This window comes from Bacteroidota bacterium (assembly GCA_030706565.1).
In the GTDB taxonomy this organism is placed as follows: Bacteria; Bacteroidota; Bacteroidia; order Bacteroidales; family JAUZOH01; genus JAUZOH01.
The window spans coordinates 1-1,728 of the sequence record JAUZOH010000573.1 but is presented as its reverse complement, the minus strand read 5'-3'; the positions used below and the strand labels follow the sequence as shown (position 1 = coordinate 1,728).

Genomic DNA, 1,728 nt, shown 5'->3' with positions numbered 1-1,728 from the left:
CTTTTGTTTTGCGCAAAATAAAAAATATGGGAAACAAACAAAAACTTCCTCAGGTCAAAAAAATGTAGTTGATTACGTGGACACCAAAATCGGGGTTATAGGTACACGTGCCAGCAATTGCGTTTTAGGCCCTCAGATGCCTTTCGGTTGCATCAATCCTTCTCCTCAATCTGTCAAAGGTTCTACTTCGGGATATAATCCCAAAATGCCGACCAGGGGATTCGGACAGCTTCACGTTAGCGGAACCGGAGGAGCCAGCAGGTATGGCCATTTCCTTATATCACCCCAGGTTGGACTTGCTGTGGGCGAAGAACAACATGATTCTCCGGCTGAGAACGAAGTTACTAAAGCCTATTATTTTAAATGTCTGTTAGAACGATATGGTATTACTACGGAAATCTGTCCTTCCAAACACAGTGCAATTTACCGCTTTACTTTCCCAAAGTCAGACAGCGCCTCAATCGTGATTGATGCTTCTCAGAGCGTACCGAAGGATATTATGAAATCTAAGGTGAGTATTCTTGAAAACAGCATACAGATTGATAAACAACAACGGACAATTAAAGGGATGATTTATACCCAGGGAGGATGGAACTGCATCCATCCCTATAAATTCTATTTCGTTGCAGAATTTAATAGACCGGTGACTGAAGCCGGTGTCTGGAAAGATAAAAATCTTTTCAGCGATAAGAATGAAATGAAAAGAGACAGCAAGGATGAATTTGCAGAGCAACGAATCGGTACTTTTTGCAGTTTTAAAACCTCCAGTGGAGAACAGGTTATGATGAAAGTGGCTGTTTCCTTAGCCAGTTATGAGAATGCAGAAAAGTTTCTTAAATCGGAAATACCCGGCTGGGATTTTGAACAGGTAAAGACGGCGGGAATGAATACCTGGGAAAAACAACTGGGAAAGATCCGGGTAGAAACGACGGAAGATCAAAAAAAATTGTTTTATACGGCTTTATACCATACCATGGTGATGCCGCGGGATTTCACTGGCGATAACCCGCACTGGAAAAGCGACCAGCCATTCTGGAACGACCAGTATGCCATCTGGGATACCTGGAGAACAGAGTTTCCACTACAGGTTTTAATTAACCCGGGCATGGTCCGTGGTAATATATTGTCTTTTATAGACCGCTTAAAAAACAACAAAATGGTACGCGATGCTTTTGTTTCCGGAAACGAAGCGGGCAGCGACCAGGGTGGAAATGATGTGGATAACATAATCGCCGATGCTTATGTGAAAGGTATCCCGGGTATTGACTGGGAAAAGGCTTATGGGGTGATGAAATTTAATGCCGATAACGAGCGCAAGGGATCCGGGGAGCTTCCTGATATTTACCGGAAACAGGGATGGATTCCCAATGGCAGGATATCTTCGTCCTATACCCTTGAATATGCCTATAATGATTTTTGTGCCGCTACTGTGGCTAAAGGATTAGGTAAGGTGGATGATTATAAGGCCTATCTTAAGCGAAGTAAAGAATGGATCAATCTTTGGGATGCGACTGCAGAAAGCAAAGGCTATAAAGGTTTTATTGGAGCCAGAGATGTCAGCCAAAAGTGGGTTCCTGTTGACCCTGATCTTAGGCCGAAATCCTGGGTGGGCCCATTTTATGAAGGAAGTTCCTGGACTTACAGTTACTTTATCCCTCATGACGTTGATCAATTAGTTGAATTAATGGGCGGAAAGGAAAAGTTCGTAGACAGGCTTGAGTATGCACT

Annotated in this window: 1 protein-coding gene; it reads left to right on the top strand. The window is 43.2% G+C overall.

Annotation, left to right across the window (positions count from 1 at the left end):
* The coding region (locus Q8907_16885; GenBank protein ID MDP4275945.1) for a GH92 family glycosyl hydrolase at positions 1-1,728 on the top strand (1,728 nt) is incomplete at both ends.